This window comes from Arthrobacter sp. D3-18, from assembly GCF_054408525.1.
In genome coordinates, this window is sequence record NZ_CP096440.1 from 141,943 (window position 1) to 157,633 (window position 15,691).

The following is a 15,691-nucleotide window of genomic DNA, read 5'->3' on the forward strand; positions in this document are numbered from 1 at the left end:
CATGCCATGAAGACCCTCATCAGCAATGCCACCTTGGTGGATGGAACGGGAACAGACCGGCGCCGTGCGGACGTCCTGCTGGACGGAGCGGTGATTGCCGCCGTCGTCGACGCCGGAAGGCTCGACGCCGATTCCCTCAGCGAAACCGGCACGGACCGCGTCATCGATGCCACGGGCCTTGTCCTGAGCCCGGGTTTCATTGACATGCACGCACACTCGGACCTGCAGCTCCTGGTGAACAGGGACCACTACCCCAAGCTCAGCCAAGGTGTCACCACCGAACTGCTGGGCCAGGATGGCTTGTCCTACGCGCCCGTGGACGATGCCACCCTGGCCGGCGTCCGCGAGAAAATCGCCGGCTGGAACGACAACCCGGCCGACTTCGACTGGAACTGGCGGACCGTGCGCGAGTATCTGGACCGACTCGATGCAGACGAAAACGGTGGCCGCATCGCCACCAACGCCGCCTACCTTGTTCCCCAAGGAACCGTCAGGGCCATGGTGATGGGATTCGCCGAAGGTGACCCCACGCCGGAGCAGCAGCGGCAGATGCAGGACGTCATCCGCACGGCGATGGAGGAAGGCGCGGTGGGAATGTCCTCAGGCCTGACCTACACGCCGGGCATGTATGCGCAGACCGAGGAACTGGCTGGGCTCTGCCGGACCGTGGGCGAGCTCGGGGGTTTCTACGCGCCGCACCATCGCTCCTACGGCAAGGGTGCCCTGGGTGCTTACGCTGAGATGATTGGGCTGAGCCGCGACACCGGCTGCGCACTCCATCTATCCCACGCCACCATGAATTTCGCGGAAAACAAGGGCCGCGCCGGGGAACTCCTGGACCTGATCGACGAAGCGCTGGACCACGGCGTGGACATCACCCTGGACACCTACCCGTATCTTCCCGGCGCCACCACGTTGAGCGCGATCCTGCCGAGCTGGGCGTCATCGGGCGGGACAGAGGCAACGTTGGCGCGGCTGGCCGACCCGACAACCCGGGCACGCATCCGGGAAGCCGTGGAGATCTACGGCTCCGACGGCTGCCACGGCGTGGTGGCCGAGTGGGACACCCTGGAAATCAGCGGCGTACAGAACCCGGCGCTCGCGGGCTACGTCGGCAGAACCATCAGGGACATCGCTTCAGAGACCGGCGAAGATCCGTTCGACGTTTTCGCACAGATCCTCACAGAAGACCGCCTCGGCACAGGCATCCTCCAACACGTCGGCCACGAGGAAAACGTCCAGGCCATCATGAAGCACCGAACCCACACCGGCGGCAGCGACGGACTCCTGGTCGGCGCCAAGCCACACCCGCGAGCCTGGGGCACGTTCCCGCGCTACCTCGGCCACTACTCACGTGACCTCGGACTCCTGAGCCTTGAGGACATGGTCCATCACCTCACGGGCCGGCCCGCCGCACGACTCAAGCTCCATAACAGGGGACTCGTTCGGGAAGGCTACGCGGCCGACGTCGTGCTTTTCGATCCGGAAACCGTCCGCGATGAAGCCACTTTTGAGAATCCACGCCAGGCCGCCAGCGGCATCCAGTACGTCTTCGTCAACGGCACGGCAGCGATCGACGGCGGCAAAGCCACCGGTGCCCGCGCCGGCCGGGCCCTCCGTCGCAGCAGCGACGGCCTCACCAGAGAAGGACAGCATGACTCCTGAACAATTCCTCCAGCAGCTCGAAGCCGACCGAACCCTGGCCGTGGTCCGCGCCCCGTCCATCACGGACGCCGCGGATCTTTGCCGGGCACTGTCCGACGGCGGCATCCGCAGCGTCGAACTGACATTCACCACCCCGGATGTGCTCAAGCACGTCCAGCGCGCGGCGGAGACTGCGGCGGAGCATGGTGCCGCCGTCGGAATTGGCACCGTGATGACCGCTGACCAAGCCCGTGCAGCGATCGACGCCGGTGCGCAGTTCCTGGTGACGCCCGGCCTTCGCCCCGAGGTGGCCGCCGTTGCAGTCGCCGCCGGCATCCCGTTCAGCCTCGGTGCCATGACCCCCACGGAGGTGGCGCAGGCCTTGGACCTGGGCTCGGCCGCCGTCAAGATTTTCCCCGCCCGCCAGCTCGGCCCGGCGTATTTGAAGGATCTGCAGGGCCCGTACCCGGGCATCCGCTTGCTGCCTTCGGGGGGCATCGACGCCTCCAACGCCAAGAGCTACCTCGACGCCGGTGCTGCCGCAGTCTGCTGCGGCACCAGCGTAGTCCCGCCCGCAGCGGTTGCTGCAGGTGACTGGGCAGACATCGCGGCACGTGCCGCAGCCTTCACCGGCACCCTCAAGTAGGACTTACCCAGAAAGACTCGTCATGACTGAATTCCTTGAATGGCTGCGGCACGACACCGCCGGCCTGCTCCTCCTGGCAGGTGCCGGCATCGCCCTCCTGCTGTTCCTGATCATCAAGGTCAAGCTCGAACCGTTCATCGCCTTGGTGGGAACCGGTGTGATCGTGGCTCTGGTGGGCGGGATTTCCGTGGAGGCCCTCGTCGGTTCGGCCACCAAAAGCAGCGACGCCCTGATTGAAAAGGGCTTTGCCGGCATCCTTGGCCACATCACGGTAATCATCGGCCTCGGTACCGTCCTCGGTGCCATTCTTGAGCGGTCCGGTGGTGCTGAGGTGCTGCTCGGAAGACTGGTGAAGATCTTCGGCGAAAAGGGCACTCCGTTGGCCATGGGTATCACCGGCTTCGTGCTGGGTATCCCCGTGTTCTTCGACATCGGCATCTTTGTCCTTGCTCCGCTTGTTTACGTCGCCGCAATCCGTGGCGGCAAGTCGCTGGCCCTTTACGCACTGCCGTTGCTCGCAGGACTCTCCGTAACGCACGCCTTCCTTCCCCCGCACCCCGGCCCCGTTGCTGCTGCCGGACTGTTCGGCGTGGACCTTGGCTGGATCATCCTCATGGGCCTCATCTGCGGTATTCCTGCATGGTTCGCTTCGGGCATCCTGTGGGGCACCTGGATCGGTAAGCGCGTCATGGTTTCCGTACCGGAGGATCGGATCGTCCCCGAGTCCGACGCCGCCAAGGGTCACGAACCGTCCATCGGGCTGGTCCTGCTGGCCATCGGCTTGCCCATGATCCTCATTCTCGGCGGCACATTCGGCAACATCTTTGCTCCCGCCGGCACGTTCCGCGATATCCTCCAGTTCTTCGGCAACCCCGCCATCGCGCTGACCGTCGCCGTGCTCCTGGCCATGTGGCTCCTGGGAATCCGCCGCGGCATGACCTCGTCCGAACTCAGCGAAATCACGGGTTCCTCATTGCGTCCCGTGGGCATGATCCTGCTGGTTGTTGGTGCGGGTGCCTTCTTCGGTGCCGTCCTCTCCGCCACTGGTGTTGGCAAGGCTGTGGCGGATACGTTGTCCCAGGCCGGGCTTCCCATCATCCTGTCCGCGTTCGTGATCAGCGCCGGTATGCGCATCGCCCAGGGCTCGGCCACGGTGGCGATCGTGACCACCGGCGGCATCCTGGCTCCAAGCCTCGCTTCGGGGTACTCGCAGCCGCAGCTCGCGTTGATCGTGGTGGCCATCTCGTCGGGCTCCATCATCGCCAGCCACGTGAATGACGGCGGATTCTGGATCATCTCCAAGTACTTCAACATGTCAGTCAAGGACACCCTGAAGACGTGGACCGTGCTCGAAACGGTGCTCTCCATAGTGGGCTTCGGGATGGCGGCGCTGCTGTACACGTTCGTTAGGTGATCCGGCGGCAGGTGAGTTTCCGTCAGGTGAGCCGGCGGCACTCAAGCCAGGTGGCGGCGTCGTGCGCTTCTTCCCGCGAGCTGTACCGTCACCACCCGCTTTGAAATGAGAACGGCCTCGACGCGCCTACAAAAGGGTGTGTCGGGGCCGTTTTGCGTGAAAGAAGGTGGTGGCAGCACGCGGTGCAAACCCTTAATTGAACGGTGAAACCGTCGCTTAAACAAAGAGCTCCGGAGTGCGTTATTGGGGGATACGCACTCCGGAGCGGTCTTTGAGCAGGGGCTCTCGCCGTCCTGCAGTAATTACTCTACGTGCCGTGCGACGCCTTCGCCACCACCTCGAATAAGTACTTTCGCTTTAGTTTTTATGGGCAGCTTCGTGCCTCTTCTTTTGGGGCACAATCAGCACCGGTCGCCTTTGGTGATGACTCAGCCAAGCTGCCACCGAGCCGTTAAGGGCTTCGGAAATCCGGTGTCCCAATCCAAGTTCGGGGGTCCCTACGATGATCATTGACGCATCGATATCCGAGGCCAAGCGACCCAGGGCACGAGCAGGATCACCGGCGAGCAAGCGCAGCGTCCAATCCGCCGTGCCGCCATCCATTGCCTCCGCGATGGCCTTGCCCAGATCACCACGGACGGCAGCGACGTCCTCGTCATCCTTTTCGGGATGCAGCGACATCCGGTGAGTCTCGCGCGAGGGGTCCCACTCCACCAGGTAGCTGGCCTCATCCACATAAGCGCAAACCAGCGGCACGCCCATTTGTTCGGCGAGGATCCTTGCAGTCTGGAGGACCTCCACATGCTGATCCGGCAGCACTCCGACCACCAAGGGGATCCGTCCGCTGAAACCTTCCGCAGCCATACCCTTATTGTTGCGCTGCGGCGCGTCCTTGAACAGCTACTTGGGCTCATCGGACCCTTGTAGACGTTCCTGACGCGGCCTACGGTTAATCCGGGTCCACGGCTCATCCGAAGGAAGGCGGTCCGCGATGGAAATCTACATGTGGTGGCTCGATCTGCACTTGGACAGCAAGGAATGGCTGCGCGAAAACCTGCGCGCCGAAGAACTGCCGCTGCAGGTGCTGCAGCACATTGCCGAGGCCGGCGGGCCTCATCCGGACAAGGTCAGTGGTGTGCTGACCGTTGCGGATTGGGACTTCATCGAGACCCAGTCAGAATTCGTGGACTGACGGAGTTCGTGGAGTTACGGGGCCTCTCCCCAGCGGGGTGGCGGTTCCCCGTGAGGTCGCTAGGCGCAGCCCGCGGCTGGCCGAGCGGCTGAGACGATGACCTGGGCGGCAGTGTCCGGACCAAGTGAAGGGCTCTCTTGAGTTTGGGCCACGGTCTGCGCAGGCCTCTGCTTGGCCCGCATCCGGAGGAGGGCTACGGCTGAAATCAAGAACCAAGCCACGTTCGTCACTACGGAAGGCCATGCTCCATGGAGCGTGCCGTTGACGATGAAGGCGCACGAACCAAAGAGATTCACGGTCTGGAAGGTGCTGCCCGCCTGCAACCAGCCCATGGACACCGCCATATAGCCGCCGAGCATCGCCACTGCGCCGGCCCAACCGGTAATTTCGAACAGCAGTTCCATGGGAGTCCTTTCAGAATTTGGGCATTCCGAATGAAGCCGACGGGCGGCGTTCGATCCGGGATGGGGGCTTGATTCGTAGTCGGTATTGGGCGACTGAATCGTGCTTTTGAGTCAATATTGAGTGACGAACTCGTTTAGTTCAATTGCAATATTCTGAAGCCGGTGTTTAGGAGTGCTTAACATGGAGATGGACCCCCGCCGGCTGCTCGTGCTTCTTGCTGTCGCGCGCACTGGAGGCGTCCTTGCGGCAGCTGATGAATTGCGGATTACGGCCTCCGCAGTGTCGCAGCAACTGAGCAAACTCGAGAACGAGGCAGGGCAGGCGCTACTCCTCCGCACCCCCAAAGGCTCAGTACTCACCCCCGCAGGCCTGGCAATGGCAGAGGCGGGGGAGGAGATAGAACGGGCGCTCAACGTGGCCCGGGCCCGGATGCAAAGCGAAGTCAATATCGCGGGAGTGGTGCGGGTGGGCGGATTCACCAGTTTCATGCGCACCGTGGTCATCCCGCGCCTTCCGGAATGGCGCAGCCAATACCCCCAGTTGCAGATTCAGATCGTTGAGGACAGTTTTCCAGCTCTGATGCGGCTGCTCCGGCAGCGGCAGCTCGACGCTGTTGTGATTGAACAGGATTCGACGGCGGCGGAGCAGCGTCCGATGGCGGCCGGAATGGTCCAGGAACCCCTGTTGGATGAGCCGTGGAAGCTCGTGGTGCCCGCAGGAAGCCTGCTCGGCACGGACAACATTGACCTGAGCCGCTTGCACTTGCCGTGGCTGGGAGTCGAGCCATCAGCGGCAAACACTGCAGTACTTGGGCGCCTCCGTCACTCGACGGGGGCCCGGATTGAAACTGTTCATCAGTATCACGACACACTCACCGCGCTGGCACTCGTCGCTGCTGGTGAGGGAGTTGCGATTGTGCCCACTCTGGCGCTGACGGGCGTCGTCCATGACCAAGTGGACATCCTGGATGTTCCGGGCCTGGGAACCCGGCACATCGCGTTGCGTCGCTTCGACCGGAGAAAGGCCGCGAGCCTGCCCTTGGACACGGTGGCCCGCCTGCTTCGGGAGTCGGCGGCCGCGTTCGACACCCGTTCGGGTTCCTGACCTGTCCCGCCACCAAAGACGGGACAGGTCAGGACCGGTCAGGCAGACTGCACCCGGGCAGGCGTCAGCTAGTTCAGCGCAGGCGTGTCGGTAGGGACTACGCCCGAACCATAGAGGTCCGTGGCCAAGTCCCGAAGGGCCCGCAGAGCCACCCGCTGGGTAAACGGACCATAGGAAACGCGGGCCACACCAAGTTCCTGAAGCTCGGCTGCCGGGAGGGCGCCGGGTGCGCCAATCACGGAGAGCTTCCCGTGTCCGAGGCCTTCAACCAGAGGTTCGATGACCTCACGGGTCATGGCACCGGGCACGAAGACCAGCGAAGCGCCGGCGTCGAGGAAGGCGCGTCCCCTGACGATGGCGTCCTCAATGCTGTCCTTAATGGGACGGTCCCCACCACGGGCAATCGCGTCAGTGCGTGCGTTCAGCTGGAACGCGACGCCTTCATCCGCGGCGGCCGAAATGATGGCCTGCACGCGGGCAACGGCTTCGTCGAAGGGCCGCAGGCGGTCCTCAACATTCGCCCCAACCACGCCGATGCCAATCGCCCGGCGGATGGTCTCGGCAGGGTCCTCGTAGCCGTCGTCCAGGTCTGCAGTGACCGGGTGATCCACGGCGTCGACAATTCGCTTGACACCATCCAGCGCAACGTCCAACGGCATGCTTCCGTCGGCATAGCCAAAGGCTGCAGCAATGGAATGCCCTGCTGTGGCGATGGCCTTGGTTTCAGGAAGTTCTGCAACAGTGCGGGCACTGACGGCGTCCCACACATTAACCACGCTCAGGATTTCCGGTGCCTCGTGCAGGGCTTTCAGCTGTTGCGCACGTACGTTGGTGTTTGCTTCAGTCATCGTTGCTCTCCATCATCGTTGTTCTCGGTCATCCACGCAGGGGAACTCTCACTTGCCACCCACAGCCTAGGCATAACGTCACACAACGCGATACCAGGCGCTTGCAGTGGGAGCGGGCAGGACGGGTGACAGCATCAATATCGAGTGCAAAACGGGCCGTAAGAAGAGGTTACGGGTGAGGCCCGACACTATGTCCATGTACTACGGCCCTTGGTGAAACTCAGGCAGTGAAATTTCCGCTGGGTCTGCGCCGACAACCCTGTTACGTCCTTGGGCCTTGGCGCTATACAGCGCGGCGTCTGCCACTTTGATCATGAAATCCAGGTCTGGAGCCTCAGTACCAGTGGACGTGACGCCATAGCTGACTGTGGGAAACGGCAAGCCTTCCGGATCTTGCATGGCAGATAGGCGGTGGCTGATCTCCGAGGCAATGGCTTCAGCCCGCTGTTGCGTCGCCCCGGGCAGCAACAGGATAAATTCTTCTCCGCCGTATCGCCCAACAAGGTCGGTTGACCTCACCGAAGCGGTGCAGGCCTCAGCGAAGGCACACAAGGCGGCGTCCCCGGCCGCATGTCCATGTTCATCATTGACGGCTTTGAAGTAATCGAGATCGGCCAGGATCAAGGCACCACCTCGTTGGGAAGACGGACCTGACAGTTCCTTGGCAGCCAGGCCAAGGAAGGCGCCCCTGTTTAACAGACCGGTGAGATGGTCCCGTTCGGCGCGTTCCCTGAGTTTTGTGATCAGGTGGTTATTGCTGAGCGCGTTCATGGTGAAGGACAGCGACACCAGGAGAATAAGGTGCACCAGCGCGGCCGGCGCATAGCTGAAGATGGTCCGGAAGAGATTCCCATCAGGCCCTTCCAGGACAAACGTGATTGCCCGGCCCAAGTAGTACAGGGAGGTAAATGCTGCCGTGAGGGCCAGGAACTTGGTGGCCCGGGAATGGGTTGATTTCGTGAACCACAATTCTGCCGCAGACATGCCAAGGCCTGCCGCCGTCAGACCCAGATAGACCAAACCACCGGACCAGAGACTGGATTCCGCGTTGTCCATCACCGACGCAACGTAGGTGATTAGTGGGGCCGGTGCCAACTGCCAAGCGCTGACTTTACGGTTCCGAAGTTTTCGTGCTCCTGCCCAGACGCTGAATGCTCCGGCGACCACCAGCGCTTTGCCGGGCGGATTGGCCCACGTCAGTAAGGAGGTTCCATTGAGCAGGAAGGCGCAATTTCCGGCAAAGAAAAGGCACAGGGCTACCCGCCACCAATCGGTGAACGGTGACCGGAGGCGTCGGGAGGAGACGCAGGAGAGAACTATCAGGGTTAGGATGACGGCGCCGAGGACCATTCTTACGGAGAACGGGTCCAGGACTATCGCTCCCTCTTGCATCGAGACTGCAATCATGGCTCGGTTCCGCTTACCGGCCGACCACCGCGAAATTCCCTTTTGTTGGTCTCATGGCTCTTTGACCTCGCGAAACATGTATTCCCCCAGTAAGTTGTTGCGGCCTCTTGACCGCAAAACCACAGTCAAGCACGTTTTCTCCAATCAGTAGACAACGGCCGCCACATCAGGCGGAAAAAGTTTTTTCGATTTTCGCGTCACGATTCGGAGTTTGGGCGCACTGTAACCGTAAGGAAGGTTTTGCTCGGAAATCGGACTATCCACATAGGCCCAAAAAACCGTTGCCACCCATACGCCCTGATGGTTCGATGGGGATCATGGCTACTGCAGAGAGTTACGTCATCGCGATCGGGACCAAGAAAGGACTGTGGCTGGCAACCAGCCCGGACCGCAAAGAATGGTCCCTCTCCGGCCCGCACTTCCTGATGAGTGAGATACCCAGCATCGGGATAGACACGCGGAACGGCACTACACGAATCATGGTTGGCGTAAGATCCGAACACTGGGGTCCCACAGTGGCCCACTCCGACGACCTTGGCGCCACATGGACCGAGCCCGAGCAGGGCGCCATCAAATTTCCGGACGGTACGGACGCCGCGCTGGAACGCATCTGGCAGATATACCCCGACGCCGACTCCCGACCAGGTGTGGTCTGGGCCGGTTGTGAGCCCATTTCGGTGTGGAAATCAACCGACGGCGGCGAACACTTCGAGCTGAACCGCGGACTTTGGGACCACCCCCACCGCAGCGAGTGGGGTGCCGGCTACGGCGGAGCGGCCGCACACTCCATCGTGGTTGATCCGTCAGGCGAGAAGGTCCACATCGCCATGAGCACGGGCGGCGTTTACAGATCGCTCGACGGCGGTGCCTCCTGGGAGCCCCGCAACAAGGGAATTTCGGCCTACTTCATGCCCGATCCCAACCCCGAGTTCGGCCAGTGCGTTCACAAGATCGCGGCGGATGCCGCCGTCGAGAATCGTTTGTACGCGCAGAACCATCACGGGGTGTACCGCACGGACGACGGCGGCGAGAACTGGGATTCAATCGCGGACGGGTTGCCGGCGGATTTTGGGTTCGTCATGCTGACCCATCCGCGCCGCGAGGGCACCGCTTGGGTGATCCCGTTGAAAGCGGACGGCGAACGCATCCCGCCGGACAGCAAGCTCAGCGTCCACCGCACAGACGATGCCGGCGGAACGTGGAAAGAACTGCACACGGGCCTTCCGGACCACGAATACAACGCCGTGCTCAGGGACGCCGCTTCCGTGGACACCGCCGAACCAACCGGCGTGTACTTCGGAACCCGCGGGGGTGCCGTGTATGCCAGTGCTGACGAGGGCGAGACGTTTACTGAAGTGGCCTCGCACTTGCCCGACGTGCTGTGCGTGCGTGCCGCCGTCGTGGTTGGCGCATCTGCCGGCACCGAAGAAAAAGCCAGCGCCCCGGTGCTTGGGTAGGCCCGGGGTGGCTGAGTTTACGGTCCTGCTACCTGGTGTCCTGCAGCCCCTCGTTGGCGGACAGTCCTATCTGACTGCGTCCGCCGACGGGGCTGTGACCGTTGGACAGTTGCTGGACTCGGTAACCGGAGATTATCCGGTGCTGGCCAGGCGTTTACGTGATGAAACCGGGGCGCTGCGCCGCTACGTGAATATTTACGTGAACGGTGATGAGATCCGGCGGATGAAAGGTCTTGAAACGGAGGTTGCGGCTGGCCAGGAGGTCTTGATCATCCAATCCGTGGCTGGCGGCTGAGAGGCGTTTGGGGTCAAGCCGGATCAGGCGACGCGCCAAACACTGCATTCGTCAGTATTGATGGCTTTCCGCATTCCGGAGGCGTGGTCCATGATCCACACCACGCCGATTCCCGGAGCCGTTTCCTGGACGCGTCCGCGGCGGATCACTACGTCATCGTAAGCGGGCCCTACGGACAGGCGGGCTTCGATCTCGTCTCCGCGGTGGAGCTGGCTGATAGCACGTATACGTGTTGTGTGAGTGGTGGCTTCCTTCAGCATGGTTTCCTCCTGGCTGGAGCTGGTGCCTGCACTTGCCGGCTATTCCAGTGTGGCGCGGCAATGTTGCCACGGTATTTCGGCCCGGTTAGGGTCCCGTTAGCATTCCGGGATGGTTGGGTTTCCACGCGGCCAGCCCCGCCTGCCGGGCTCGCCGCCTGCCCGGTTGTAGCCTGATCTCGGTTGTTGAGTCTCACAGCAACCACAGGCTCCGTCCCCGGGGAGATCAAATGGGTATGCTACGGCGAACAATCGCGTTGTCTACAGGCTTGGTGGTTTTTGCTACCGGCCTGTTTTTCGTACAAACCCCCGCGACGGCGGTGCCGTTGCCCGGGCCGGACAACCCAAATGTCCAGTTCGTGGAGGGAACCCCGCACTCTGAGCATACGTTCGAGGTTCCCCCCGAGCTCGCCACCCCGTTCAACACGTCACCCGACGCCGGTCCGGCAGTGGTGGGGCCCAGTGGCGACATCCGGGTACGGCTGGTCACTGCCAAACTAGCGGACAACACCAATACGGTGTCCATGACGGGCGCGGAACAGGCTGTTGCGGCGTCCAGCAACTATTGGAAAGCGATGACAGCCAACAAGCTGTCCATGACGGTGAGCACCAAGGTTGCCGGCCACCAATCCAAGGCGAAGTCCACGGATAGCTACAGCACCATCATGTCCATCATCACCAGTGAACTGAACTGGTCGGCAAGCCCGTACACGGCGCTGGTGATTTTCATTCCTACATCCACTCTGTCCGGAAACGCCCTCGGAGCCGGATACAGCAGCGGAAGCTACAGTGGCCGCGTCCTCCTGCCGCAGATCAGCGGGTTCACGAACAACGTGATAAGCCACGAGTTCGGGCACGTCATCGGCCTCATGCACGCGGACGCGTTGCAGTGCGGAAGTGGAGCGTCCGACGTCGGAGTTGACGGTAGCGGACGATTCACGGATCCCTCCTGCTACATCCGGGAGTACGGCGACACCACGGACATCATGGGGGCAGCGCAATTCGCATCGCCCGTGATCAGCAGCTCGCTGTGGGACTATGCAGGATTGGGCCGTGGTGATGAAATCCGTGATGTTGGCGTCGCTACGGGCGCCAAGACCTACACGCTCAAACCGTGGGGCGGGACTGAAGCACAGCGTGCCATCAAGTTCACCGATCCCATCAGCAAAGAGGTCTACTACCTGGAGTTGCGGCAGGCCGCAGGCTATGACAGTTACCTCGACGACTCGGGAAGGCCGGCCGGAAACAGGGGTGTCAAGATCGTCCAGCGCGGCGGAGCCACCGTCGCTTCGTCCCTGATCCTCATGCCATCCACCAAGCCGTTCCCGGAGCCCTGGTATGCCAGCAACCACGCCTGGCAGGCGGGCAGCACTTTCACCACCTATACCGGCACCCAGGTGACCATCAATTCGGTGTCCACCACATCGGCGTCGGTCACTATCTTTGCCGATCCCAAGCTCACGGCGAAGATCCGCTTCTCGGCGGGCGACTTCGACGGCGACAGGCTCGCCGATGTCCTCACCCGCGAGGCTGACGGCTCCCTGATGCTCTACGCAGGGCTGCCCGGCAACAGGCTTGATAATCCCCGGAAGATCGGCTCGGGATGGAACATCTTCGACGCCATCACCGGCATCGCGGACTTCAATGGCGATCGTCGAGGCGACATCCTGGCGCGCACCAGCGACGGCGTCCTCTGGCTGTATCCGGGTGACGGAAATGGCGGTTTCCTGGCCAAACGGCAGGTCGGTTCCGGTTGGCAGGGCTTCTCGAACCTCATAGGCGTGGGGGACTTCGACGGCGACGCCCGGCCCGACGTCATGGCCACCAAGCCCGACGGCACTCTGTGGCTCTACCCAAGCGACGGCCAGGGGGGCTTCCGTGCATGGTCGCAGATCGGCTCGGGCTGGAATGGCTTCACCAGCATCACTTCTGACGGTTCCTTTAGCGGTGCCGGAGCCGGACTGCTCGCGCGGGCCAGCGACGGCACTCTCTACCTATACCCCGGCAATGGTTGGGGTGGTTTCGCGCCGCGAATCGCCGTCGGAAGTGGCTGGAATGCCGTGGGCGACATCGTGGGCGGGCAAGACTTCACGGGTGACACGCGCTCCGACGTCCTGACGGTGACATCGGCAGGAACCATGCGTCTCTACCCGGGCAGCGGCTCAGGTTTTGCCGAACGCCTGGCCATCGGGGCCGGGTGGAACCAGTTCAGCCAGGTGTGGGAGGCGGGAGACTTCGACGGCGATGCTGTCGCTGACATTCTGGCGCGCGGCACCGACGGCGTCCTGTGGCTTTACCCCGGCAATGGTTCCGGCGCTTTCCTGCCGCGAGTGCAGGTGGGGTCGGGTTGGGGTGCGTTCACTTCGGTCCTCAGTGCAGGTGATTTCGACGGCGATGGCCACCCGGACCTTGTGGCGCGGGCGTCCAACGGGGTGTTGTGGCTGTATCCGACGGATGGTCGTGGTCAGTTCCTGGCGCGTAAGCAGATCGGAACGGGGTGGCAAGGGTTCACTCAACTGCTCGCACCGGGTGATTTCTCAGGTGACGGCAAAGCGGACCTTGTGGCGCGGGCTGCCGATGGAAGCCTGTGGCTCTACCCGGGTAACGGAGTTGGAGGTTTCCAGCCGTGGCGTCAGATCGGCACGGGCTGGAACATCTTCAATTCGCTCATGCAGGGCGGTGACTTCAACGGCGATGGCTGGGAAGACATCATGGCCCGCGGAACCGATGGCGCGCTGTGGTTATACCCGGGTAACGGCAACGGAGGCTTCCTGGCCCGGGTGGCCATGGGGGCTGGATGGAACATCTTTAGTTCCTTCGCAGCCTTGGGTAATGCCTTTACCGGGACAGGCAATCCTTCCGTGGTTGGCGTGGCCGGCGACGGCGCACTATTCCTCTACACAGGTACCGGCCGGGGGGCGTTCCAAACGGTGGTGCTGGACCCGCGATAGGTCTTTGGCAGAGGTGAGATCCGGATTCCATTTTTGTCGTGGCAAGGCACTAGCATTGGCCCTATTCGTCGTGACTGCCACGGCAATCCACTCTTGATCTTGGGGGAAATCCGTGTCTTTTTTGAGGATCTGGCATTGGCGTAAGGCCGCCATGGCCATGATTGCAACACTGACGGCTTCACTGGTGTTGGGGTTGTTTCCTGCGCCGGCCTTGGCTTTGGGCCAAACGACGGTTCCAGCGGAGACCGCAACGGTCAGCGGCACAACGGGCGGTTCGATCAGCGGAACCATTACAGTGCGTTCAGATGTGGATTTGGGGAAGGTAGCTGTCTGGGCCATCAACCTTTACAACCCGGCGAACTCCGGTGGCGCCGTATCGGTGCAGCCTAACGGTACCTATACGATTTCCGGGCTGCAGGCCGGTGAATACAAGGTCTACTTCTATTCCAGCGAGGCCGAGTGGTGGCCCGAGGAAATCTATGGCGGTTCCAACTTCGACACTTTCGTGCCGGTGGCGGTCAACGACGGGCAGCAGGTGACTGGAATCGATCTCCGTATGGGTGGCGGACGGATTCAGGGCAGAGTCGAGATGCCCTATCACGTGGACACGAACACGGTAGTAGTGGAAGCCCTTGACGGTTCGGGTGGGATTGCGGCGTCCGAATATCCGGATTCCACCGGCAATTATGATCTTCGTGGACTACCCAGCGGAGACTACAAGGTCCGGGTCTCCGGCGGTGTACTGCCCACTTGGTATGGCGGTGGCGCGTCTTTCTCTGAAGCGGCAACGGTCTCCATCGCAGGAGAACAAGACGTCTGGAACACCCCAATAAATGCTGACGCTGGCGCGAGCATCAGCGGCTACGTGAATGGGCCCTGGCCCACAGCCGGAACCATCAGTCACCAGATTTCTGTATGGGATCTCGAAGGCAATATCGTCAAGGAAGTCATCGTTGGCCAAAGTGGACGAAGCTTCACAGTGAGTGGCCTACTGCCGGGACAGTACAAGCTTGGCTTGGATATCTTTACTGGTCGCCGGGCCTTCGAGGGGCAGTTCTACAGCGGAATCCTTGAGCATGAGGGTGCTGACGCGGCGCCGGTCATCACACTCGCAGCAAACGAGGAAAAGACGCGATTCGACTTCACTGCCACAAATGGCGGAACTATGACTGGGACGCTTCGCGACCAGCAGGGCCATCCTTTGCCCTTCGCGGTAGTCGAGGCTTACACGCGCGACGGTTCGCTGAGCACCCGAAAAGCCGTCACCGATGCCCAAGGAAAATTCGAGATCACAGGCCTGACCACCGGATCTTATCGTCTTCGTGGCAACACGATGAACGTGCGTTTCGCTGGACTCACCTATTCGGGAAATGTTGCTGAGCAATCCGAGGCGAAAGAGATCGCGATCACCAGTGGCGCCCGGACCGACGTCGGAACGGTGGGGTATTGGTCCCGCGCCAACTTCACCGACGTCTTCGAAGGCCAACAGTTCGACCACCAGATCAGTTGGATGAAGTCCACCGGCATCTCCACGGGCTGGCCTGACGCCACGTTCCGCCCCTTGCTGTCCGTGAACCGTGACGCCATGGCTGCGTTCCTGTACCGGTTGGCAGGGCAACCCGCATTCAAGCCGCCGGCTACATCGCCCTTCGTGGACGTCCCCACAACCAACCAGTTCTACAAGGAAATCGCGTGGCTCGCGTCCACCAAGATTTCGGGTGGTTGGCCGGACAAAACCTTCCGACCCGTGGAGCCAGTGAACCGCGACGCGATGGCTGCGTTCTTGTACCGCTTCTCCAAGGTCACAGACTTTGAGCCGCCGGCCACCTCGCCGTTTACCGACGTTCCGGCCAACGGCCAGTTCTACAAGGAAATCGCTTGGTTGGCTTCCGCGGAAATCAGCACTGGCTGGGACGATCACACCTTCCGGCCGGTGACACCCGTCAATCGTGATGCCATGGCGGCCTTCATGTACAGGTTCAACGCACTGGACAACTAAGGACAACGAAATGCCCGGCATGTCAGGAAGACGTGCCGGGCATTTCCGCGCTCCAAGACCCGCAACCGGGAA

14 protein-coding genes are annotated in these 15,691 nt (G+C 62.0%); 9 read left to right on the forward strand and 5 right to left on the reverse strand.

The annotated features are described in order from the left end of the window. The first annotated feature begins 6 nt into the window (after window positions 1-6). Genes M1D89_RS02705 through M1D89_RS02715 form a run of 3 tightly spaced genes read left to right on the forward strand, consistent with a single transcriptional unit; the run spans window position 7 to window position 3,704 of the window. Window positions 7-1,665 carry an N-acyl-D-amino-acid deacylase family protein gene (locus M1D89_RS02705; protein WP_498647791.1) on the forward strand — a complete coding sequence of 553 codons (1,659 nt, stop codon included), beginning with the start codon at window positions 7-9 and terminating at the stop codon, window positions 1,663-1,665. Further along, on the forward strand, window positions 1,655-2,290 hold the full coding sequence (locus M1D89_RS02710; protein ID WP_498647794.1) for a bifunctional 4-hydroxy-2-oxoglutarate aldolase/2-dehydro-3-deoxy-phosphogluconate aldolase: 636 nt from the start codon (window positions 1,655-1,657) through the stop codon (window positions 2,288-2,290). The genes M1D89_RS02705 and M1D89_RS02710 overlap by 11 nt, the downstream gene beginning before the upstream one ends. Before the next feature lie 22 nt (window positions 2,291-2,312). Then, entirely contained in the window at window positions 2,313-3,704 is a 1,392-nt protein-coding gene (locus M1D89_RS02715) for a GntP family permease (RefSeq protein WP_498190312.1), read from the forward strand. 357 nt (window positions 3,705-4,061) lie between these two features. Here M1D89_RS02715 and M1D89_RS02720 read toward each other — a convergent pair whose 3' ends face one another. Then, window positions 4,062-4,568, reverse strand: a complete 507-nt coding sequence (locus M1D89_RS02720; RefSeq protein ID WP_498647796.1) for a universal stress protein — start codon at window positions 4,566-4,568, stop codon at window positions 4,062-4,064. 127 nt (window positions 4,569-4,695) lie between these two features. On the opposite strand from M1D89_RS02720, the gene M1D89_RS02725 reads away from it, so the two are divergent. Continuing rightward, window positions 4,696-4,896 (forward strand): hypothetical protein, encoded by a 201-nt coding sequence (locus M1D89_RS02725; protein ID WP_011776649.1) that lies wholly within the window; start codon window positions 4,696-4,698, stop codon window positions 4,894-4,896. A 59-nt stretch (window positions 4,897-4,955) separates the two neighbouring features. Here the strand turns inward: M1D89_RS02725 and M1D89_RS02730 are convergent, their stop codons facing one another. After that, on the reverse strand, window positions 4,956-5,300 hold the full coding sequence (locus M1D89_RS02730; RefSeq protein WP_498647798.1) for a CBU_0592 family membrane protein: 345 nt from the start codon (window positions 5,298-5,300) through the stop codon (window positions 4,956-4,958). 181 nt (window positions 5,301-5,481) lie between these two features. Between M1D89_RS02730 and M1D89_RS02735 the strand changes: the two genes are divergently transcribed. After that, window positions 5,482-6,405, forward strand: a complete 924-nt coding sequence (locus M1D89_RS02735) for a LysR family transcriptional regulator (protein ID WP_498647800.1) — start codon at window positions 5,482-5,484, stop codon at window positions 6,403-6,405. Between the two features lie 68 nt (window positions 6,406-6,473). On the opposite strand, the gene M1D89_RS02740 is transcribed toward M1D89_RS02735, so the two are convergent. Together M1D89_RS02740 and M1D89_RS02745 are read right to left on the reverse strand one after the other, a co-directional pair. Next, complete coding sequence (locus M1D89_RS02740) at window positions 6,474-7,253, reverse strand: isocitrate lyase/PEP mutase family protein (protein ID WP_498647801.1); 780 nt, start codon at window positions 7,251-7,253, stop codon at window positions 6,474-6,476. Between the two features lie 201 nt (window positions 7,254-7,454). Next, entirely contained in the window at window positions 7,455-8,660 is a 1,206-nt protein-coding gene (locus M1D89_RS02745) for a GGDEF domain-containing protein (protein ID WP_498647802.1), read from the reverse strand. 308 nt (window positions 8,661-8,968) lie between these two features. On the opposite strand from M1D89_RS02745, the gene M1D89_RS02750 reads away from it, so the two are divergent. Both M1D89_RS02750 and M1D89_RS02755 read left to right on the forward strand, forming a co-directional pair. After that, on the forward strand, window positions 8,969-10,117 hold the full coding sequence (locus tag M1D89_RS02750) for a WD40/YVTN/BNR-like repeat-containing protein (RefSeq protein WP_498647804.1): 1,149 nt from the start codon (window positions 8,969-8,971) through the stop codon (window positions 10,115-10,117). Window positions 10,118-10,124: 7 nt separating this feature from the next. Further along, entirely contained in the window at window positions 10,125-10,412 is a 288-nt protein-coding gene (locus M1D89_RS02755) for a MoaD/ThiS family protein (protein ID WP_498647805.1), read from the forward strand. 23 nt (window positions 10,413-10,435) lie between these two features. Here the strand turns inward: M1D89_RS02755 and M1D89_RS02760 are convergent, their stop codons facing one another. Next, window positions 10,436-10,672, reverse strand: coding sequence for a hypothetical protein (locus M1D89_RS02760; RefSeq protein ID WP_017197342.1), 237 nt, complete (start codon window positions 10,670-10,672; stop codon window positions 10,436-10,438). Between the two features lie 227 nt (window positions 10,673-10,899). On the opposite strand from M1D89_RS02760, the gene M1D89_RS02765 reads away from it, so the two are divergent. Both M1D89_RS02765 and M1D89_RS02770 read left to right on the forward strand, forming a co-directional pair. Continuing rightward, complete coding sequence (locus tag M1D89_RS02765; protein WP_498647808.1) at window positions 10,900-13,620, forward strand: FG-GAP-like repeat-containing protein; 2,721 nt, start codon at window positions 10,900-10,902, stop codon at window positions 13,618-13,620. Between the two features lie 112 nt (window positions 13,621-13,732). After that, a complete protein-coding gene (locus tag M1D89_RS02770) occupies window positions 13,733-15,619 on the forward strand; it encodes a carboxypeptidase regulatory-like domain-containing protein (RefSeq protein ID WP_498647810.1) in 1,887 nt (628 codons plus the stop codon). Window positions 15,620-15,691 lie beyond the last annotated feature (72 nt).